This is a genomic window from Rhizorhabdus sp. P4_G6 (genome assembly GCF_056401045.1).
The window spans coordinates 13,048-32,503 of the sequence record NZ_JBFUKC010000002.1 but is presented as its reverse complement, the minus strand read 5'-3'; the positions used below and the strand labels follow the sequence as shown (position 1 = coordinate 32,503).

Here is a 19,456-nt window from a genome sequence, read left to right as displayed (position 1 = left end):
AGGCTCAGTGCTTAATGCCCGCCCAGATGTTCCGGTAGGACAGATAGGCCAGCGTGGTCGCGATCAACAGGAAGATGATCACTGCGAGCCCGGCCCGATGCCGCGCCTCGAGTTTGGGCTCGGCCGTCCAGGTGAGGAACGCCGCGACGTCCTTCGCCATCTGGTCGACGGTCGCCTTGGTGCCGTCGGCGTAAGTCACCTGCCCATCCGCCACCAGCGGCGGCGGCATCGCGATGTTGAGGTTCGCGAAATAGGGGTTGTAATGCAGCGACGGCGGCGTCTTCGAATCCGGGAACTTCTTGAGCAGTTCCGCGGGCTGCGCCTGATAGCCGGTCAGCAGCGAATAGACATAGGCCGGCCCGTCATGACGCGCCTTGGTCATCAGCGATAGATCCGGCGGCAACGCGTTGTTGTTGCCAGCCCGCGCCGCGACCTCGTTCGGATAGGGCGACGGGATCTTGTCCGCAGGCGTGCCCTTGCGGGTCGCCGGCTCGCCGGTCTCGGGGTTGATCGAGGGAACCTCGGTCGACCAGCCCTTGGCAATCGCCTTGACCTCGGGATCGGTGAACCCGAGATCCGCAAAGTCGCGGAACGCGACCTGATGAAGCGAATGGCAGGCCGAGCAGACTTCCTTGTAAACCTGGAAGCCGCGCTGCAGCTGCTGGCGGTCGAACTTGCCGAACGGCCCGTCCGACGCGAACGAGACTTCCTTCGGGTGAAGGTGGAACTCGTGCTCGGCGGTGGGCTGCGGCGGCTCGCTGATATAGGCGGCCGCGCCCATGATCAGCGAGTAGAGCAGGATCCCGGCAAAGCCGAGGCCTACCAAGAATGCGACGGGACGAACCATGGTCTCTATATCCCCTTTAGGCCTGCGTGCTCGTCGAGAGCGTTGCGCCGCTCTTTCCTTCCAGCACCGCCTCGGTGATCGAGTTGGGCAACGGCAACGGACGCTCCATCCGCGACACGATCGGCAGGATGATCAGGAAGTGCGCGAAATAATAAGCTGCGGCGAGCTGCGAGATCATCACATAAGGCTCTTCCGCCGGCGATCCGCCGCAATAGCCCAGCACGATCACGTCGGCGCACAGCAGCCAGAAGAACTTCTTGAACGCCGGGCGATAATTGCCCGAGCGCACCGGTGACTTGTCGAGCCACGGCAGGAAGAACAGCAGCAGGATCGCCGAGAACATCGCCACCACGCCCAGCAGCTTGGCCGGGATGCCGAAGATGTTGAAGGTGAAGGCGCGCAGGATCGCGTAGAAGGGCCAGTAATACCATTCGGGCACGATGTGCGCCGGCGTCGAGAGCGGGTTGGCCGGGATGTAATTATCCGGGTGGCCGAGCGCGTTCGGCGCGTAGAACAGCACCAGGCAGTAGAGGATCAGGAACACGCCCAGTCCGAAACCATCCTTGGCGGTGTAATAGGGGTGGAATGGAACCGTGTCCTGCGGCCCCTTCACCTCGATGCCGGTCGGATTGCTCGAACCGGGGATATGCAGCGCCCAGATGTGCAGGATGATGACACCCGCAATCACGAACGGCAGCAGATAATGCAGCGAGAAGAAGCGGTTAAGCGCGGCGTTATCCGGCGCGAAGCCGCCGAGCAGCCAGGTCTGGATCGGCGTGCCGACGACCGGGATGGCGCCGAACAGGCCGGTGATCACCTTGGCGCCCCAGAAGCTCATCTGCCCCCAGGGAAGCACATAGCCCATGAAACCGGTGGCCATCATCAGCAGATAGATGACGAGGCCGAGCAGCCACACCATCTCGCGCGGCGCCTTGTACGATCCGTAATAAAGGCCGCGGAAGATGTGGAGATAGACCACGATGAAGAAGAAGCTCGCGCCGGTGGCGTGCGCGTAGCGCAGCATCCAGCCCGAGTTCACATCGCGCATGATGTGCTCGACCGAGTCGAACGCCACCGCGCCATTGGCGGCATAATGCATCGCCAGGATGATGCCGGTGATGATCTGGATGCCCAGCGCCGCGCCCGAAAGCACGCCGAAGTTCCAGAAATAGTTCAGGTTGCGCGGCACCGGATAGCCCGCACCGATCGCATTGTAGACGAGGCGCGGCAGCGGAAGCCGCTCGTCGAGCCACTGCATCATCGGATGCTTAGGCGCGTAATGATTTGCCCAGGGGAAGCTCATGTCGTTCTACCTCAGCCCACTGCCACGACGGTGTCGGATTTGAAGGCATATTTCGGCACTTCGAGATTCTTCGGCGCCGGGCCTTTGCGGATGCGCGCGGCGGTGTCGTAGGACGAGCCGTGGCAAGGGCAGAAATAACCGCCAAACTCGCCCTTGATCTCGCCTTCGCCGGCCCCCAGCGGAACGCAGCCGAGATGGGTGCAGACACCCATCGTGATCAGCCACTGCTTCTTGCCGCCGACGGTACGCTGCTCGAGCGTCTGCGGATCGCGCAGCGACGCCGGGTCCACCTTGTCGGCAGCGGCGATTTCGGCCGCAGTCAGGTGGCGGACGAACAGCGGCTGCTTGCGGAAGATCGTTTTGATCGCCTGGCCTTCCTTGATCGCCGAGAGATCGACCTCGATCGACGCCAGAGCGAGCACGTCGGCCGAAGGATTCATCTGATTGATCAGGGGAAGCAAGACCGTCGCGGCGCCGACGCCTGCGAAACTCACTGCCGCTATGTTAATGAAATCACGGCGACGGACGCCGTTTCCGGCGTCTTCACCGGGCGTATCTATATGTTCGAGCGTCGCCATTCCGGAACCCTTGCGCTGCCACGATGCTGGCGCGTGCGACGAGGGTAAGAGCGAACTGCCATTGCCCCCTGCGCATGCGCGACCGCCCGCAAAATCCCCGGCGGCTGCGCGCTGATAGCGCCGGTTCGTCGGCTTTGCCAATCCCATTTCACGATTATTGCCGCATCGCGACACATTCCGATATCAGCAGGAACATGCGGATCGCCCTATACCAGCCGGATATCGCCGGAAACGTCGGCACAATTCTCCGACTCGCCGCGTGTCTCGGCGTCGCCATCGACATCATCGAACCTTGCGGATTCGCCTTTTCGGATCGGGGCCTGAAGAGATCCGGCATGGATTACGCTGCGGACGCGGACATTGTCCGCCATGCCGACTGGGAAGCGTTCAACAGCGGCAGGCGCGGCCGCATCGTGCTTCTATCGACCCGCAGCGAGCTGACGCTCGTCGATGCCTGCTTCGCGGCCGATGACATATTGCTGCTCGGGTCGGAGGGCGCAGGTGTACCACCCAGCGTCCACGATCAGGCGGATCTGCGCGTCCGCATTCCGATGCGGCCGGGTTTCCGGTCCTTGAATGTCGCGGTCTCGGCTGGCATCGCGCTCGCCGAAGCGCTGCGACAAACCAAAGGATGGCCCGAATGACATTGCAACTCGATGCTGATCAGGCGGCGGCACGGGCCTGGTTCGAGTCCCTGCGCGACCGTATCTGCGCCACGTTCGAGGCGATCGAGGCCGAGGCCGGCAGCGACGCGCGCTTCACTTACTCGCCCTGGAATCGCGATGGCGATCCAGAAGCCAAGGGCGGAGGCGGCGTCCAGGGACTGATGAAGGGCCGGGTGTTCGAGAAGGTCGGGGTCAACGTCTCGACCGTCGGCGGCGCCTTCGCACCCGAATTCGCCAGCACCATCCATGGCGCAGGCGCCGACAATCCGGCGTTCTTCGCGACCGGCATCAGCCTCGTCGCGCACATGGCCAATCCGCACGTTCCAGCGGTCCACATGAATACCCGCTTCCTCAACACCACGAAGCGCTGGTTCGGCGGCGGTGCGGACCTCAACCCCCCGCTCCCCTATGCCGCGGACACCGAAGCCTTCCACGCGCGCCTGAAGCTCGCCTGCGATACACATGCGCCCGACTATTATGAACGCTTCAGCAAGTGGGCCGACGACTATTTCTGGATTCCGCACCGCCAGGTCCATCGCGGCGTGGGGGGCATCTTCTACGACCATCTCGACTGCGACGGACCAGCCGACTTCGACGCCCATTTTGCCTTCACGCGTGATGTCGGCGATGCCTTTCTCGACATCTTCCCGAAGATCGTGCGCGCCCGCATGGCCGCTACGGCGACCGAGGACGACCGACGCCGCATGCTCGCCTTCCGCGGCCGCTATGCCGAGTTCAATCTCGTCTATGACCGGGGAACATCGTTCGGCCTGAAGACCGGGGGCAACATCGACGCGATCCTGATGAGCCTGCCGCCGGTGGCGACATGGGAGTAGCGGACAGCATCCACGACCTGGCAGGGAGGCTGAAACAAACGCGATGCCGCTGACGTCGGTCCCTTCGCACATGATAGCCACCATCGTCACATCTCTGGAGATGCGCGAACGGCCAAAGGCACGGATGCTGCCGGCGGCACCGTTCCGGCTGACGCGCTGGAAACAGCCCGGCGCTGCGAAATATCAGGCGCTGTTCCGCCGCATCGGCGAACCCTGGATGTGGTTTTCAAGGCTGGTGATGGCCGAGGACGAGTTGCTCGCGACCATCCATCATCCTGCGGTCGAGATTTATGCGGTGGAGGATCGGCGGGGGATCGAAATCGGGCTGCTGGAGCTCGATCGCAGGCAGCAGGGCGAGGTGGAAATCGGCTTTTTCGGGTTCGTCACCGAACTGACCGGCAAGGGTCATGGCAACTGGCTGATGGCGCAGGCGCTGGCGCTGGGCTGGCGTCAGGACACCAGGCGGATGTGGGTCCATACCTGCACGCTCGATCACCCCGGCGCGCTCGGCTTCTACCGGCGGCACGGCTTCGTCGCGTTCGAGCGCGCCGTCGAGACCTTCGCGGATCCGCGACTGGCAGGTATATTGCCGCGCGAGGCTTGCCCGCACATCCCGGTGCTTGGGTAACGCGATTTCCAGTCAGCTGGAATCAGCTGACGACTCGGAAACCACGGTAGAACAACAGCGTGGAGCGGCTAGCCCGGTGATCAAGGTCTAGGACATCGCGATCCTGCGATAGATCAACGCGATATACACCGCCATCACCAGCGACAGCATCGCCTGCAGCCCCGCACTGATCAGCGCCTGGGCGACCACCAGCAATTCTCCGTCGCTGACCGCCAGCTTGAGCAGTTGGACAAGCGAGCCGATCACCAGCTGGTCGACCAGCGCGACGATGATCTGCAGGAAGATGAACAGCACCCAGAAACCCGCAAAGCGCAACACGTTGTCGCGGCCGAGCGCCCAGATCCGGCGGAGCACCTGCGCCGTGCCAAGCTGCTCCAGCGCCAGCACCGGCGCTGCGACCAGCATCCGCACCATGATCACCAGCATGGGAATGATGATGAGCAAGGAAAACAGCGTGGACACCGCCGGAGAGGCGGGGCTCGCACCGAACGCGATCGCAGCCAGCGTGCCCATGGTGACGACCCCGATCGCTATGACGATCCAGATCGACATGACGACGAGGCCCGCCAGCAGCGCCGCCGGCGCCCGCTTCAACGCCCCGAGCAGCGCCTCTCCGACGCTGATGCGTGGCACCAGAACGATCAGCGACACCGCCAGATACCCATAGATCGCCAGGATCAGCGCCGGCAGGACGAGCAGCATCTGGGGGCTTGCGGTCCCGGTGCCGGCGGCGCTGCGCATCGCGGGCGCGCTGGCGATGGCAATGCCCAGCAGAACCTGCATCGGCCCGAAGATCGCCAGGCCCACCGGGATCAGCAGCCCGCTCTCCCGGCGCATGAAAGCTATCGTCTCTTCCCAGACAGTCCCGAGCGAGAAAGCGGTCATTCGATTGCATATCCCCAGACAGAACATCTCTCGCCTATCCTGCCGGGCCCTTGCTGTGCAATCGCCTCGCTCTTGATCGCGCAAGAAAATAGGCATTATGCGGTCAGCATGACGATCGATCACGACGCGATCGAGTGGCGGGTATCCCCCGGCCTCTCCCCTTATGCCGACACGCTCGCAGAGATGGAGGAGCGCGCCGCAGCCATCCGGGCCGGCGAAGCGCGAGAGTTGATCTGGCTGCTCGAGCACCCGCCGCTCTACACGGCCGGCACCAGCGCTGCGATCGACGAACTGCTCGCGCCGGACCGGTTTCCGGTGTTCAAGGCAGGACGTGGCGGGCGCTATACCTATCACGGCCCTGGGCAGCGGGTCGGCTATGTGCTGCTGGACCTCGAGAAAAGGGGCCGCGACGTGCGCCGCTTCGTGTCGGGGATGGAGGCGTGGCTGATCGCCGCTCTGGCGGACTTCGGGATTGTGGCGCGCAGCGAGCCGGGGCGGGTCGGTATCTGGACCGGCCAGGGTGCCGACGAGGCCAAGATCGGCGCGATCGGCGTTCGGATCCGGCGCTGGGTCAGCTTCCATGGCTTCTCTCTCAACGTGGATCCCGACCTTTCACATTTTCTGGGCATCATTCCCTGTGGCTTGGGCGATTTCGCAGTGACCAGCATGGCCCAGCTCGGTGTTTCGCCGGGCATCGACGCGGTCGACGCGGCGTTGCGTCGCCATTTTCCGGACATGCTCGCAGGACTGTGCGGCAACGCATCCGTCGCTTGAGTGGCCGAGTCGTTCCCTGTATCTTGAGCGCAACTCAACAAAATCAGGGAGTTCCTCATGAATCGTCCGATCAGCATCCTCCTCACCGGTAGCCTCATCGTGACGGCCGCTGTCGGCCTTTCGGGCTGCGGCAAGAAAGCAGGAGACAGCGACACCAATGTCGTAGAGATGAATGCCAGCGATGGATCGATGAACGACATGACGGTCGTCGAGAGCGCAACGCTCGACCAGGCGGGCGGCGCAGTATCTGCCGACAATGCGGTAGCCGTCGATAACGGCGCCGAAGCCGGCAATGCGAGCAACGCGAACTAAGACGGGGGACTATCAGGCGGGGGCGCTTCGATTTGTCCGGGAGAGGTAAGAATGGCGTTCCGATGGCTGGTTTTGGCGGCGGCTGGCATGATGGCGATCGGCCAGGCCGGTCCGGCATCCGCCTATTTGTTCTGGGTCCAGCCCACCTTCAAGGGTGGTCCCGTAAATGGCGACGAGCCGGGCTTGGGCATGGAAATGCCGAAGGCGACTCCCGCGGAACTCCGGGCGCATATGTTGTGGAATATGCGCGCCGGGCTCAACGTCGCGGCGCTGCAGTGCCAGTTTTCACCAATGCTGCTGACGGTGCCCAACTATAACGATCTCCTGTCGAAGAACGCCGTCGAGCTCAACACGGCCTACAAGACGCTGAACGCCTACTTCAGGCGCACCGGCGGCAAGACGTGGCAGAAGGCCTTCGATCAATATACCACCAAGACCTATAACGGCTTTTCGACGATGCACGCCCAGCTCGGCTTCTGCGAGACCGCGAGCGCAATCGGCCGCGATGCCCGCAAGCTCGGCCGCGGCAATCTCACCCAGCTCGCGGTCGATCGGATGCGGGAGTTTCGCAACAGCCTGATTCCGGTCGGCGACATGATTCGCGCGCARCGATGGATCTCGGTGTCGGTCCAGCCGCCATCGATGGTCAAGGAATGCTGGACCCGCAAGGATCTGCTGAAGGCGGCGTGCGTGCCGGCCGGCTATCAGCAGGCCAGCACCAATCCGCAGGCTGCCGGATAATATCTCCAGCCGCCTCGTGAGCTGGTCGAGCCAGGCGCGAGGCGATGGACGACGCCCTCAGCGAATGCCCACCACCTTGTGGGTCTGGGTCGACAGCCGCCATTTCGGATGCCGAAGGATGAACGCGATGGCGGCTTCGCGCGCATAGGCGAGATCCGGACCATCCATCGGCTGGATCAGCAGATGCTCGAAATCCCAGGTCTCGAATTCCTGCGGATCGAGACCGGCCTGGGGCCAGACCAGCTTGAGTTCATTGCCTTTGCGCAGCACCACGTCGGTACCGGACTTGGGGCTGACGCAGATCCAGTCGATGCCCGGCGGAGGCGGCTGCGTGCCGTTGGTTTCCACCGCCGTCTCGAATCCGCGCGCCTTCAATGCCGCGATCAGCGCGATGTCGACCTGCAGCAGTGGCTCGCCGCCGGTCATCACGAGAAAGGGCGCGTCGAACTCCCCCCATAGCTCGGCGGCGCGATCCGCCAGCGCATCGGCATTCGGATAGCGGCCACCATTGTCGCCATCGATGCCCACGAAGTCGGTGTCGCAGAATGTGCACTGCGCGCCGGCGCGATCTTCCTCGCGCCCGCTCCACAGATTGCAGCCGGCGAAGCGCAGGAACACGGCACGCCGCCCCACCTGCATGCCTTCGCCCTGCAGCGTCAGGAACATCTCCTTGACCGCATAGCTTCCCATCAGGCGTACACCGCGGGATCGGCCAGCCCTGCCTCGGCAAAGCCCTTGGCGCGCAACCGGCAGCTGTCGCACAGGCCGCAATGACGCCCGTCCGGCGTCGGATCGTAGCAGGACCAGCTCATGCCGGCGTCCAGCCCCAGCCGATTGGCCTCGCGGGCGATGTCGGCCTTGGTCATGTGCTGGAGCGGCGCGTGGATGGTAAAGCCCTGCCCTTCCACTCCCATCCGCGTCGCCAGGTCGGCGAGCTGCTGGAAGGTAGCGATGAACTCGGGTCGGCAATCGGGGTAACCCGAATAATCGAGCGCATTCACGCCGAGGAAGATGTCGCGCGCGCCGGTCGCCTCCGCGAAACCGAGCGCCAGCGACAGGAAGATCGTGTTGCGGGCGGGCACATAGGTCACCGGGATGCCGGGCTCGACGCCGTCCTTCGGTACCGCGATATCGTCGGTCAGCGCCGATCCGCCGAAGGCCCGCAGGTTCAGCGGGAGGGTGACGTGCCGGACGACGCGGAGCGCCGCCGCGATGCGCTTCGCCGCTTCGAGTTCGACACGGTGGCGCTGGTTATAGTCGATCGTCAACGCCGCAAGCTCGAAGCCGCGCTCCAACGCCAAAGCTCCGGAGACCATCGAATCCAGTCCGCCCGACAGCAGCACGATTGCCCGGCGGCCCGCGGTGTTCACATCGTCAGACATGGCGCGCGCTTAGGCGATTTTGGCGCGTCGGTCTACCGGCCGACGCGGCCCGCCATCCGCCCGCGCCGCCGAGCGTTCCAGCCCGCGAACGGCAGGCTCGACAAAAAGAAGCTCTTACAATTTCCCGCGTTCGTATATGCATAGCGCAAGTCGGCTGGGGAAGCCGGCGGACGAGGGGGGATGCTATGACTTATTGCATCGGCATAATGCTCCGTCAGGGGCTGATCATGATTGCCGACACCCGCACCAATGCCGGGATCGACAACATCTCGACCTATCGCAAACTTCATGTGCTTGCCGACAATGATCAGCGGCTCTGCGTCGTCGCGAGCGCCGGCAATCTGTCGGTCACCCAGCTTGTCCTGGGCATGCTGGCCGAAGGCCTGCCGCCGCTCGGTCCGGAAGACGCTCCGCGCAAGGTCGAGCATATGCCGACGATGTTCCGCGTCGCCCAGCTTGTCGGCGAGGCGGTGATGGCCGCCGGCCGCCAGCTCAAGCCCGCCTTGCACGCCGCTGGCGTGTCATCCGGGATCTCGTTGCTGCTCGGCGGCCGGATCGGTGACGGGCCGCCCCAGCTGTTCCTGATCTACGACGCCGGAAACTTCATCGAGTGCCAGCGCGACAGCCCCTTCTATCAGATCGGCGCCACCCAATATGGCAAGCCCATCCTCGATCGCGCGATGAACTTCGAGAGTTCCATCGATGAAGCGGTGAAGGTCGGCCTGCTGTCGTTCGATTCGACGATCCGGTCGGACAAGTCGGTCGGCCTTCCGTTCGATGTGATGGTGATCCGCGCCGATCCGAACCTGCCGGTGATCACGCGACGGATCGAGATCGACGATCCCTACATGCGCACTTTGTCGGCGCGCTGGTCGGTCGTCCTGAACGAAGGCCGCGCCGCGATCCCCGATCCTCCTTTCCTCGCCGACGAGGAAGGCACGCACGATGGCGATGTCGTGGAGCTGAAGTCGGTCAGCTGAGCAGGCAAAAAAATGGGCCGCCCTGGAGCGGCCCAGTGAGGCTGTGAAGCCTGCTAAGGGAGGAAAATGTACCTAAAGGGGAAGGCACGATTTGCTTCTAACCCGATGGGGATAAACAAAGCGTTAACCGGCTGGTGGGGCCGGAAACCCGGGACCTATTTCGCGGCAGTCTGGGCAGTGCAAACGCCCACCCGATGCGCCTGCGCCGAATAGTCGAACGGTTCGTTATGAGCGATTCCCTGCGTCTGGATCGTCGCCAGGGTAGGTGATTGCACCCGCACGGTCGTGCGGCCCCAGCCGGCGCGCTGGCAGCTGTAGTGAACCGTGGAACTCTTGGGTTCATTTGCGATCACGAAGCGCGAGCAGCCCGGCTGGTCATGCTCGATCTGCACCAGCCGGATCTGGTCGGTTACGCACATCAGCTTCGGCGAACTGCCCTTGACATCGAGCTGCCACAACCCGCTTTCAAGCTGCTTCAGCGCCGCGAGCGACAGCTCCGGCGAGGCCGCCACCGGCGGGGCGATGGCGGCCGGCGCGGCCATCGTCTGCGACGCCGCCAATAGCAGACCAACCGTCGCCGCCCTGAATGCGAAACCCATCATCGCCCTCTCGTACACAATAGAGCACTCGATTCGCTTATCGCGTCACGCAGGATAGCCAAGTTCGACCAACGGTCGTTATCATACGATCGATATATGAACGGCCGAAGATGGCTGTGATGTGCGCCACTCAGGCGATCGAGCTCAGCGCCAGCGAGAAGCGTCTTGCGCAGAACTCGCAATCGACGTGGATATCGCCCTCGGCATCGGCCATCTCGGCGCGATCTTCGACGGGAAAACGGGTGATCACGCCACGGATATGCTCCGGATCGCAGCGGCAGCCGCGGGCCAGCGATACCGCAGCCATGGTGCGGACCTCGTCCTCCTCGTTGAACAGGCGCCACAGCACGGTCTCCAGCCGGAGATCGGCGTCGGTCAGTTCGTCGAGAGTAAGCGTCTGGCCCAGGGCACGGACATGGTCCCATTCGGGATGGTCGAGTCGGGTGTGGATTCTATCCCGGCCCTCTTCGCCTTCGGGCAGGTGCTGGATCAGGATGCCGCCGGCGACATGGCGGCCATCGGGCATCCGTCGGCTCGCGAGCCGGACCAGGCTCGGCAGTTGCTCGGACTGGCTGAAATAGCGTTCGGCGGCTTCGGCGAGCGATCCGCCCTCGAGCGGCACGATTCCCTGATAGCGTTCGCCGGTGATCGCCTGGTCGAAGGTGATGGCGAGATAGCCCTTGCCGAACAGCGCGAACAGCGACGGATCGGCAGGGATTTCGGCCAGCCGCTCGGGATCGTGGCGAATATAGCCGCGCATCTCGCCGCCCTTGTAGTCAGCGACCATCAGCTGGACCGCGCCGGCCTCGGCCTGCGCCTGCAGCGTCAGCTGGCCCTCGTCATGCTTCAGTGTCGAGCCCAGCAGTGCAGCCAGCATCAGCGCTTCGCCAAGCAGCCTTTCGATGACCGGAGGATAGCCGTGCGCGCCGAGGATCACGTCCAGCATCGGCCCAAGCCGCGCGAGCCGCCCGCGGGCATGCCGCTCGGGAATCGTGAAGCCCAAGGCGATGTCGAGATCGTTACGGCCGGGATCATTAGGTTCGGAAGCCAAAGAACAGTCCCCATCGTCACCCTGAACCTGTTTCAGGGCCCACTCCCCCACAAGCCCCACCCGGGAGGAGGATGGGTGGATGCTGAAACAAGTTCAGCATGACGAGCGGGATTTTCAAGCCCGCTCGCCTCTCAACATTTACTGGAGCTTCCCCAGGCACCAGAGCAAGACCGCCTTCTGGGCGTGGAGCCGGTTCTCGGCTTCGTCCCAGATCAGCGATTGCGGCCCGTCAATCACCGCGTCGACCACCTCCTCACCGCGATGCGCGGGCAGGCAGTGGAGAAAGGCGGCGCCCGGCGCAGCCTGCGCCATCAGCGCCTCGTTGACCTGGAACGGCATCATCGCCGCCAGCTTCGCCTCGGCATGCGCCTGGCCCATCGAAATCCAGGTATCGGTGACGACGACATCGGCGCCAAGCGCAACCTCGCCGGCATCGCGCGAGAACGCTATGTCGCCGCCTCGCGCTTTCGCTGCGGCCACCACCGTCGGATCGGGATCATAGCCGTCGGGACAGCCGATGCGCACCGGGAAGCCGAGCAGGCTTCCCGCCTCGATGATGGAATGCAGAACATTGTTGCCGTCGCCCAGCCAGGCCCAGCTCAGCCCCGCAACCCTGCCCTTGTGCTCAAGCACGGTCAACAGGTCCGCCATGATCTGGCACGGATGCGAATGATCGGTGAGCCCGTTGATCACCGGCACCTCCGCATATTTGACGAGATCGGCGATCTTCCCGTGATCGTCGGTGCGAATCATGATCGCATCGACATAGCGGCCAAGTACGCGCGCGGTGTCGGCAATCGTCTCGCCGCGGCCAAGCTGCATGCTGCCGGCGTCCATCACGATCGTCGTGCCGCCGAGCTGGCGCATCGCCATGTCGAACGAAACGCGCGTCCGCGTCGAGTTCTTCTCAAAGATCATGGCCAGCGTATAGCCGGCCAGCGGGGCATCGCTGTCCACCGTGCCCCTCGGCAAAGCCTTGCGGGCCTCCTTGCGGGCCTTGGCGGCGTTCAGCATCGCATTCAGCCCATCGGGGCCGGCATCGGCGAGGTCGATGAAATGCCGGGTCATTGGGCCGGCGCGTAGGACCGCGCCCCTGCCGACAGCTTCTCGATGCACTCGGCGATGTGGCTTTCCTCGATCACCAGCGGCGGCAGGACGCGGACGACATTCTCGCCCGCCGACACCGTCAGCAACCCGTGATTGTCGCGCAGATGCGCTACGAAGTCGCGCGCCTCGGCGCTATCCTTCAGCTTGATGCCCAGCATCAGGCCCACGCCGCGCACGCTGTCGAACAGCGTGTCGTGGTTGGGGATGAGCTGTTCGAGACTCTGGCGCAGCCGATCGCCCATCTTGCGGACATTGGCGAGGAACGCGTCGTTGACCGCGACCTCGAACACGGCCTCGCCCGCGGCCATCGCCAGCGGATTGCCACCATAGGTCGAACCATGGGTACCGAACACCATGCCCTTCGCCGCTTCTTCGGTCGCCAGGCAGGCGCCGAGCGGGAAGCCGGCGCCGATCCCCTTGGCCACCGCCATGATGTCGGGCGTGATGCCATATTGCTCATGCGCGAAGAAGGTACCGGTCCGGCAGTAGCCGCACTGGACCTCGTCGAGGATCAAAAGCAGCCCCTGCTCGTCGCAGATCTCACGCAAGCCTTGCAGGAACTCCGGCGTCGATGGCGTCATGCCGCCCTCGCCCTGGATCGGCTCGACCAGGAAGCCCGCGGTGGTGGCATCAACCGCGGCGCGCGCTGCCTCAAGGTCGTTGAACTTCACCACCTCGAAGCCCGGTAGCAGCGGTTCGAAACCTTCCCGCATCTTGGGCTGGTTCGTGGCCGAGATCGCGCCCAGCGTCCGGCCGTGAAAGGCGCTGGAGAAGCTGATGATCTTGGTCCGCTCGGGCGCGCCGTTGACATAATGATAGCGGCGCGCGGTCTTGATCGCGCACTCGACCGCTTCGGCGCCCGAATTGGTGAAGAACACCGTGTCGGCGAAGGTCTTGTCGACCAGCTTCTGCGCGAATGCCTCGCCCTGGGGGCTACCGTAGAGGTTGGAGACATGCATCAGCGTCGCCGCCTGGTCGGCAATCGCCTTCACCAATGCCGGATGGCCATGGCCGAGCATGTTGACCGCGATGCCCGCGGCGAAATCGAGATAGCGCTCGCCGCCCTCACCGATCAGATAGCAGCCTTCGCCTCGCACCGGACGCACGCCGCACCGCGGATAAACCGGCATGAGCGGGGTGATGGTCATGGCAAAGCTCCCTCTTTCCTCTGATCGCTGTTGAACTGTCCCGAAAACGCAAAAAGGCGACCACCCGGCCGCCTGTCGGAGCGCGCATATAGTGAAGCAGCACCACGCTCGTCAAACGCTTCATCGCATGCCGCTGGGCACGTTAACCGACTGCTGATAAAATTGGCCGAAAATCCCGTAAATCCCGAACCATCATAGGTCGTCGATGCGTCGCCTGCTGGCCCTTCCCTTGCTCTCCATCCTTGCGCCGGCCGCTTCGCTCCGCGCGCAGGACATCATCGTGTCGCCGCTCTTCGGCACGGAGCTGCGTTATGAGCAATATTCGGCGGAGCGGCTGTTGAGCCCCGAGGACGCGATCCTGATCCGCGCACGTCCCGGCCTGGGCCTCTCGACCGGCCCCTGGTCGATCGCCGCGGTAAGCGATGCGGCGGTGACGGTCCGGCGCAACGAGAGGAGCGCGCTCGGGGGCCGGGTGCCGATTCGCCCCGAGGCGGTGCAGGTCGACGAGTTGCGGCTCGATTATCGCGGCCTGGCCAAGACCGAGATAAGCCTTGGCCGGCAGCACCTGGGAATCGCCGATCCGGCGATCACCGGCGACCGCGATGGCCAGCAGACCTTCGATGCCGCGCGCCTGCGCTGGACCGGGCTGCCCGGGCTCAGCGCCGATCTTGCTTATGCGTGGTCGAGCAGCAGCCTGTGGGCAGCATCGCAAGCGCCGCTTCCGGCGACCGTGGCCGGCGATAATATCTTCGCGCAGCTCAGCTGGACCAGCGGCCTCGGCACGCTGAGCGGCTATGCCTATCAGATCGACCAGCGCAACACCGCGCAAAGCGATTTCCGGCTGCTCAACCAGGTCTATGGCGCCCGCTTCGCTGGCAACCGGCGCATCGGCGAAAGTCTCAGCCTCGCTTATTCGCTCGGCTTCGTCCGCCAGACCGGATCGCTCGCAAATGCCGTCAGCCGGATGCCGACCTATTGGCAGATCGGCAACCGTCTCGACCTTGGCGACCTGAGCGCGTCGCAGATCAGCTATCGCCGCTTCGCCGCCAACGGCATCAGCACGCTCAACGGCAACACGCTGAGCCTGGCGACCAGCGCTACCCGCGGCAAGCTGACGGTCGGTGCGGCCTACAAGGATTTCCGGCCGCTGCCCGAGAGCGGCGCGATGTCGACCCAGGACCTGCGCATTTCGATGGGACTGATTTTCTGACTTGATTGGTCGCCCAGCCCCTAGCCTTCGGATCCTGCGACGCCCAAGCCCGCGGAAGGCGACGATGCGATACCGCCGCCCGGTGAAGGCTCCCCAAAAGGCTAGCATCCTTGCCGCGACCCGCGCGTACCGCTAAGGCGCGCCGGTCATGCAGTATGTCAGCACCAGGGGTGACGCGCCCCGTCTCGGATTCGAAGATGTAACGCTCGCGGGGCTCGCCTCCGACGGAGGGCTTTACGTACCCGAACATTGGCCCAGCTTCAGCACGGCCGAGATCTCGGCTTTGCGCGGGCTTTCCTATGTCGACACGGCGGTCGCGGTCATGCGCCCGTTCGTCGCGGGCGCGCTCGACGACGCGGCGCTCAGGAGCCTGTGCGAGGCTGCCTATGGCCGCTTCGCCCATGCCGCGGTGGTACCGCTCAAGCAGCTCGATCATCGCCAATGGCTGCTCGAACTGTTCCATGGCCCGACGCTGGCTTTCAAGGATGTCGCGCTCCAGCTTCTCGGCCTGCTGTTCGAGCGCTTCCTGGCCGATCGCGACACCCACCTGACCGTCATCGGCGCGACCAGCGGCGACACCGGCTCCGCCGCGATCGATGCGCTGGCCGGCCGCGCCAAGGTCGACATCTTCATGCTCCACCCCAAGGGCAGGGTGTCGGACGTCCAGCGGCGGCAGATGACCACCGTGCTGGCGCCGAACGTCCATAACATCGCCATCGAGGGCAGCTTCGACGACGCCCAGGCCCTGGTGAAGGCGATGTTCGCCGACAGGCCCTTTGCCGGCCGCTTCAACCTCTCCGCGGTCAATTCGATAAACTGGGCCCGGCTGATGGCCCAGATCGTCTATTATTTCTACGCCGCGGTCCGGCTTGGCGCACCCGAGCGCCCGGTCGCCTTCTCGGTGCCGACCGGCAATTTCGGCGACGTCTTCGCCGGCTATGTCGCCGCGAAGATGGGCCTGCCGGTCGCGAAGCTGATCGTCGCGACCAACGTCAACGACATCCTCCACCGCGCGCTGTCGGCCGGCGACTATTCGGTCGGCTCGGTGACGGCTACCGCCGCGCCCTCGATGGATATCCAGGTCAGCTCGAACTTCGAGCGGCTGCTGTTCGATCTGCATGGGCGTGACGGTCCCGGCCTCGCTGCCTCGATGAAGGGCTTCGAGTCGAGCAGGCGCTACAGCCTGCCCCAGGCGATGCGCGACGAATCGAGTGCGCTGTTCAGCAGTGCGCGGATCGACCCCGACCGTATGCAGCAGGCGATGCGCTGGGCGCACGACCGTGCCAATGAGGTGATCGATCCGCACAGCGCGATCGGCCTGGCCGCGGCGCAGGATGCCGCGCTCGATCCGGACATCCCCGTCGTCACGCTGGCGACAGCGCATCCCGCCAAGTTCCGCGATGCGGTGGAGCGCGCAACCGGCATCCGCCCGTCGCTGCCGACCCGGATCGGCGAACTGTTCGAGCGCGAGGAGCGCTATGCGGTGCTTCCGGCTGAGATCGGCGCGATCGAGGCATTCGTGGCCGATCAGACCGCGGCGGTCGCCTGACCATCATGTCCGGCCCGCACATTCACCGGCTGGCTAATGGCTTCACCATCGCGGCCGAACCGATGGCCGGCGTGGAGACGATTGCGATCGGCCTGCATGTCGATTGCGGCGCCCGGCATGAGGACGCCCGCGCCAACGGCTTGGCCCATCTGTTCGAGCATATGGTGTTCAAGGGCGCCGGCGGCCGCAGTGCGCGCGAGATCTCCGAAGCGGTCGAAAATGTCGGCGGCTATCTCAACGCCTTCACCTCGCGCGACCAGACCGCCTTCCAGGCACGCCTGCTCGCCGAGAATCTCGATCTCGGCGTCGAACTGATCGCAGACCTGGTCCGCAAGCCGCATTTCGACAGCGGCGACCTCGCCCGCGAGAAGGACGTCGTGCTGCAGGAACTCGGCGAGGCGCGCGATCTGCCCGACGACATCATCAACGATCATTTCCACGCGACGGCCTGGCCTGGCCAGGCGTTCGGCCGGCCGGTTCTGGGCAATGAGGATACGATCGCCGCGATCTCGGTCGACGACCTGCGCGGCTGGACCCGCAAGCATTATCGCCCCCAGGGCATGGTGCTCGCCGCCGCCGGCAAGATCGATGTCGACGCGTTGGTCGCCATGGCCGAGGCGCGCTTCGGCGACATGGAACCCGCGCCCCGCCCCGTCGCCGAATTGGCGGTCTATGAAGGCGGCAGCTTCGTCGAGCGGCGGCGGCTTGAATCCGCGCACATATTGTTCGGCTACGAAGCCGTCGGCTATTTCGACGCCGATTATTATCCGCTGATGCTGTTCAGCCAGGCCGCCGGCGAGGGCAGCTCGTCGCGGCTGTTCCAGGCGGTGCGCGAGGACCGCGGCCTCGCCTACTCGGTCGGCAGCTCGGTCGCCGCCTGGCGCGATACCGGCATGCTGACGGTCTACCTCGCTACCGCGCGTCGCGAGGCGCAGAACGCCGCGGATCTTTCGCGGGACATATTGCGCGAAGCGGCAGCGACTCTCACCCCCGTCGAGCTCGCCCGCGCCAAGGCGCAGATCCGGGCGACGATCCTGATGACGCTCGAATCGGTCCAGGGCCGCGCCGATCGCCTCGGCTTCCAGACGCTGGTTCACGGCAAGCCGCTCGATCCGGCGATGATCGTCGCGAAGATCGAAGCCTGCACCCTCGATCAGGTCCGCGCCGTCGGCACCCGAATGCTGGAAGGCCGCGAGACGCTCGCGACGGTGGGGCCGGCGCTCAAGGCCGCGGCGTGAGGCTGTTGGCCGATTGCGTCATTCCAGCGGAAGCTGGAATCTCCCTTCTTCCTCGCCACCGGGAAGGCAACGAGATCCCAGCTTTCGCTGGGATGACGCACTTGGGCTAGGGGCTGGCGGTAATGAACCTCCACACCCTCATCACCGAAGCCTGGGACGATTACGGCCTCGTCGACTCCGGCCATGGCCGCAAGCTCGAGCGCTATGGCCGCTTCCGCTTCATCCGTCCCGAACCGCAGGCAATGTGGGCGCCGGCATCCGATAACTGGGAAGCGGACGGCGACTTCATCGGCGCGTCCGACGAGGACGGCGGCGGCAAATGGCATCTGTCGCGCGACGTGCCGCGCGGCGGCTGGCACATGCGCTGGGAGGAGGTGCGCTTCACCGCGCAGAACACCCCCTTCCGCCACCTCGCCTTCTTCCCGGACATGGCGCCGCAATGGCAATGGATGCGCGATCGCACCGGCGACGGCGACGAGGTGATGAACCTGTTCGGCTATACCGGCGTCGGCACGCTGGCGCTGGCCGCCAAGGGTGCCAGGCTGACCCATGTCGATGCCTCGAAGAAGTCGGTCGACGCCGCCAAGGCCAACGCCTTTCTCAGCGACATGGCCGACCGCCCGATCCGCTGGATGGTCGACGACGCCGCCAAGTTCACCGCGCGCGAAGTGCGCCGCGGCCGCCGCTATGACGGCATCTTCCTCGATCCGCCCAAGTTCGGCCGCGGCCCCGAAGGCGAGGTCTGGCGGCTCGAAGAACATCTCCCCGCGCTGATCGCCAATTGCCGTGCGCTGCTCGACGACAAGTCCAAATTCCTCGTCCTCACCGTCTATGCGATCCGCATGTCGGCGCTGGCGATCGGCGAGCTGCTGTCGCAGGCGATGGCCGACCTCGGCGGCACTGTCGAGGTGGGCGAGATGGCGGTGCGCGAAGAAGCCCGCGGGCTGCTGCTGCCCACCGCGATTTTCGCGCGGTGGCGGCGCGACTAAGCCCCCGGCCCCACGCCAGGGGCGGCAATCGGGCGATCCAGCCGGCCCTGACGACGACGACGCCATAGCTGCCGAAAGCCGCGTCCGGGTCGAAATTTCCGGGTGCATGGGGTTGTTCGGCCGTTTTTTAATTTTTTCGGATTCGGTGGCGGTGCCGGCGCCTGACCTATTCACCTGAATCCGTTCGTCCCGAGCCCTTCGACTGCCTGCAAGGCAGGCGCTCAGGACGGGCTTCGGCCTCCGGCCGAAGTCGAGGGACGGAAGCGTGTCTCGACTTCGCTCGACACGAACGGGTGGTTCTATGGCACCCGCCAGCATCCGGCGCATCGCCGCGGGGCTGGTCGCGCGCAAATAGTGCCTGATCGCAAGGATGCGGGCGGAATGGATACTGTGCTTCCATGCATTGCGATTGCCGCGCGGCGCGCCGCTGCCTTTGCCGCCATGCATCCGGCAGCGCCGGGCGCCATGCACCGCCGGCGAGCGGCACGCCCCACCCGCCCGCGTCCGCGCGCCGCAGCGGGGTGCGTTAGCGAGGATGTCTGGCTGCATCGGCGTGCGGTCTCCGTATCAGGTTCCGATCGCTTAGCAGAAGAGGGGCGAAAACGCCAGAACAAATGAGGAACACTCGGAAGAT

The 19,456-nt window shown here is 64.9% G+C and carries 21 protein-coding genes and 1 pseudogene; 11 read left to right on the top strand and 11 right to left on the bottom strand.

The features are described from left to right. Nucleotides 1-4 precede the first annotated feature (4 nt). The 3 genes from AC1DPF_RS02340 to petA are packed head-to-tail and all read right to left on the bottom strand — an operon-like array spanning nucleotide 5 to nucleotide 2,728. Entirely contained in the window at nucleotides 5-847 is an 843-nt protein-coding gene (locus AC1DPF_RS02340) for a cytochrome c1 (protein ID WP_477872119.1), read from the bottom strand. A 16-nt stretch (nucleotides 848-863) separates the two neighbouring features. Then, entirely contained in the window at nucleotides 864-2,150 is a 1,287-nt protein-coding gene (locus AC1DPF_RS02335; protein ID WP_477959537.1) for a cytochrome b, read from the bottom strand. A gap of 11 nt (nucleotides 2,151-2,161) precedes the next feature. Continuing rightward, nucleotides 2,162-2,728, bottom strand: coding sequence for a ubiquinol-cytochrome c reductase iron-sulfur subunit (gene petA, locus AC1DPF_RS02330; protein WP_477872124.1), 567 nt, complete (start codon nucleotides 2,726-2,728; stop codon nucleotides 2,162-2,164). Nucleotides 2,729-2,922: 194 nt separating this feature from the next. Between petA and AC1DPF_RS02325 the strand changes: the two genes are divergently transcribed. From AC1DPF_RS02325 to AC1DPF_RS02315, 3 genes are read left to right on the top strand one after another with little or no spacing between them, the layout of a single operon-like run. Further along, a complete protein-coding gene (locus AC1DPF_RS02325; protein WP_477959535.1) occupies nucleotides 2,923-3,372 on the top strand; it encodes a tRNA (cytidine(34)-2'-O)-methyltransferase in 450 nt (149 codons plus the stop codon). Beyond that, complete coding sequence (gene hemF, locus AC1DPF_RS02320) at nucleotides 3,369-4,229, top strand: oxygen-dependent coproporphyrinogen oxidase (protein WP_477872128.1); 861 nt, start codon at nucleotides 3,369-3,371, stop codon at nucleotides 4,227-4,229. The genes AC1DPF_RS02325 and hemF overlap by 4 nt, the downstream gene beginning before the upstream one ends. Before the next feature lie 43 nt (nucleotides 4,230-4,272). After that, entirely contained in the window at nucleotides 4,273-4,857 is a 585-nt protein-coding gene (locus AC1DPF_RS02315; protein ID WP_477872130.1) for a GNAT family N-acetyltransferase, read from the top strand. Nucleotides 4,858-4,944: 87 nt separating this feature from the next. Here AC1DPF_RS02315 and AC1DPF_RS02310 read toward each other — a convergent pair whose 3' ends face one another. After that, nucleotides 4,945-5,742: a hypothetical protein gene (locus AC1DPF_RS02310; RefSeq protein ID WP_477869882.1), complete on the bottom strand. Its 798-nt coding sequence runs from the start codon at nucleotides 5,740-5,742 to the stop codon at nucleotides 4,945-4,947. A gap of 108 nt (nucleotides 5,743-5,850) precedes the next feature. Between AC1DPF_RS02310 and lipB the strand changes: the two genes are divergently transcribed. The 3 genes from lipB (at nucleotide 5,851) to AC1DPF_RS02295 (ending at nucleotide 7,569) form a co-directional block, all read left to right on the top strand. Next, nucleotides 5,851-6,516 carry a lipoyl(octanoyl) transferase LipB gene (lipB, locus tag AC1DPF_RS02305; protein WP_477869880.1) on the top strand — a complete coding sequence of 222 codons (666 nt, stop codon included), beginning with the start codon at nucleotides 5,851-5,853 and terminating at the stop codon, nucleotides 6,514-6,516. Between the two features lie 57 nt (nucleotides 6,517-6,573). Then, nucleotides 6,574-6,828 (top strand): hypothetical protein, encoded by a 255-nt coding sequence (locus tag AC1DPF_RS02300; protein WP_477869879.1) that lies wholly within the window; start codon nucleotides 6,574-6,576, stop codon nucleotides 6,826-6,828. Nucleotides 6,829-6,915: 87 nt separating this feature from the next. Beyond that, entirely contained in the window at nucleotides 6,916-7,569 is a 654-nt protein-coding gene (locus tag AC1DPF_RS02295) for a hypothetical protein (RefSeq protein WP_477869877.1), read from the top strand. Between the two features lie 57 nt (nucleotides 7,570-7,626). On the opposite strand, the gene queE is transcribed toward AC1DPF_RS02295, so the two are convergent. Both queE and queC read right to left on the bottom strand, forming a co-directional pair. Beyond that, on the bottom strand, nucleotides 7,627-8,259 hold the full coding sequence (queE, locus tag AC1DPF_RS02290; protein ID WP_477869875.1) for a 7-carboxy-7-deazaguanine synthase: 633 nt from the start codon (nucleotides 8,257-8,259) through the stop codon (nucleotides 7,627-7,629). Next, a complete protein-coding gene (gene queC, locus AC1DPF_RS02285; protein ID WP_477959533.1) occupies nucleotides 8,259-8,951 on the bottom strand; it encodes a 7-cyano-7-deazaguanine synthase QueC in 693 nt (230 codons plus the stop codon). The genes queE and queC overlap by 1 nt, the downstream gene beginning before the upstream one ends. A 227-nt stretch (nucleotides 8,952-9,178) precedes the next feature. Here queC and AC1DPF_RS02280 point away from each other — a divergent pair, with 227 nt between their 5' ends. Further along, on the top strand, nucleotides 9,179-9,931 hold the full coding sequence (locus AC1DPF_RS02280; RefSeq protein WP_477959532.1) for a proteasome-type protease: 753 nt from the start codon (nucleotides 9,179-9,181) through the stop codon (nucleotides 9,929-9,931). 155 nt (nucleotides 9,932-10,086) lie between these two features. Here AC1DPF_RS02280 and AC1DPF_RS02275 read toward each other — a convergent pair whose 3' ends face one another. From AC1DPF_RS02275 to AC1DPF_RS02260, 4 genes are all read right to left on the bottom strand, one after another. Next, a complete protein-coding gene (locus tag AC1DPF_RS02275; protein ID WP_477869869.1) occupies nucleotides 10,087-10,533 on the bottom strand; it encodes a hypothetical protein in 447 nt (148 codons plus the stop codon). Nucleotides 10,534-10,660: 127 nt separating this feature from the next. Beyond that, nucleotides 10,661-11,581, bottom strand: a complete 921-nt coding sequence (hslO, locus tag AC1DPF_RS02270; RefSeq protein ID WP_477959529.1) for an Hsp33 family molecular chaperone HslO — start codon at nucleotides 11,579-11,581, stop codon at nucleotides 10,661-10,663. Nucleotides 11,582-11,719: 138 nt separating this feature from the next. Further along, on the bottom strand, nucleotides 11,720-12,649 hold the full coding sequence (gene argF / locus AC1DPF_RS02265; protein ID WP_477869865.1) for an ornithine carbamoyltransferase: 930 nt from the start codon (nucleotides 12,647-12,649) through the stop codon (nucleotides 11,720-11,722). Then, nucleotides 12,646-13,836, bottom strand: a complete 1,191-nt coding sequence (locus AC1DPF_RS02260) for an acetylornithine transaminase (RefSeq protein ID WP_477869863.1) — start codon at nucleotides 13,834-13,836, stop codon at nucleotides 12,646-12,648. The genes argF and AC1DPF_RS02260 overlap by 4 nt, the downstream gene beginning before the upstream one ends. Nucleotides 13,837-14,041: 205 nt before the next feature. Between AC1DPF_RS02260 and AC1DPF_RS02255 the strand changes: the two genes are divergently transcribed. The 4 genes from AC1DPF_RS02255 to AC1DPF_RS02240 all read left to right on the top strand — a co-directional run bounded on the left by AC1DPF_RS02255 (nucleotide 14,042) and on the right by AC1DPF_RS02240 (nucleotide 18,822). Then, entirely contained in the window at nucleotides 14,042-15,046 is a 1,005-nt protein-coding gene (locus AC1DPF_RS02255; protein ID WP_477959527.1) for a hypothetical protein, read from the top strand. A 148-nt stretch (nucleotides 15,047-15,194) separates the two neighbouring features. After that, on the top strand, nucleotides 15,195-16,595 hold the full coding sequence (thrC, locus tag AC1DPF_RS02250) for a threonine synthase (RefSeq protein WP_477959525.1): 1,401 nt from the start codon (nucleotides 15,195-15,197) through the stop codon (nucleotides 16,593-16,595). A gap of 5 nt (nucleotides 16,596-16,600) precedes the next feature. Next, nucleotides 16,601-17,833 (top strand): M16 family metallopeptidase, encoded by a 1,233-nt coding sequence (locus AC1DPF_RS02245; RefSeq protein ID WP_477959523.1) that lies wholly within the window; start codon nucleotides 16,601-16,603, stop codon nucleotides 17,831-17,833. Nucleotides 17,834-17,955: 122 nt separating this feature from the next. Then, complete coding sequence (locus tag AC1DPF_RS02240; RefSeq protein WP_477959521.1) at nucleotides 17,956-18,822, top strand: class I SAM-dependent rRNA methyltransferase; 867 nt, start codon at nucleotides 17,956-17,958, stop codon at nucleotides 18,820-18,822. A gap of 432 nt (nucleotides 18,823-19,254) precedes the next feature. Here AC1DPF_RS02240 and AC1DPF_RS02235 read toward each other — a convergent pair. Then, nucleotides 19,255-19,371: pseudogene (locus tag AC1DPF_RS02235) on the bottom strand (HGGxSTG domain-containing protein); the annotation flags it as partial. Nucleotides 19,372-19,456: the final 85 nt, after the last annotated feature.